Source organism: Streptomyces sp. DH12, from assembly GCF_020873895.1.
Taxonomy (GTDB): domain Bacteria; phylum Actinomycetota; class Actinomycetes; order Streptomycetales; family Streptomycetaceae; genus Streptomyces.
Window position 1 is genome coordinate 1 of record NZ_JAHWGT010000885.1, and the last position, 474, is coordinate 474.

Sequence of the window (474 nt, forward strand, 5' to 3'; positions counted from 1 at the left end):
TGATCTCTCCGTGCGAGGGGGGAGTGTATAGGGCGCACCACCCCTGGGGCATCTACGGGCCTCCTGCCAAAGACCTGGAAGAAGCAATGAATAGGCTGCGAAGCCAACTGCCGGAGAAGGGGTGGAAGATTGTAAAAGACGGCCCAGATGACAGTCGGGCAAAGAGTCCGCAAATTGTAGCCGACTCGGCCGATGGGAAATTCTCCGTCGATGCCCGTTTTCATGGCAGGAAGAGCGACGATCCGGCCCAACTTGAGATCACCGTTCAATCGGCGTGCTTCCGCCCTGATTCTGCATCCCCTTCCTGAGCTCGATCGGTGCTGATGTCGCGGAGATGCGGTCTCCGCACCATCCTGCTCATGGCCCCGCCCGGCTGCCGACCGTCCATGGAGACAGCCGGGCGGGAGTCTGTGGCCCCATTCGTGGTGGGCCTGATCGCGCTTACGCCGACGGCGTCACCGCTCGAACCACACC

At 61.8% G+C, this 474-nt stretch carries 1 pseudogene; it reads left to right on the forward strand.

What is annotated here, in order from left to right:
• A pseudogene (locus tag LPA54_RS37605) lies at positions 1 to 308 on the forward strand (hypothetical protein); the annotation flags it as partial.
• Between the last annotated feature and the right edge of the window lie 166 nt (positions 309 to 474).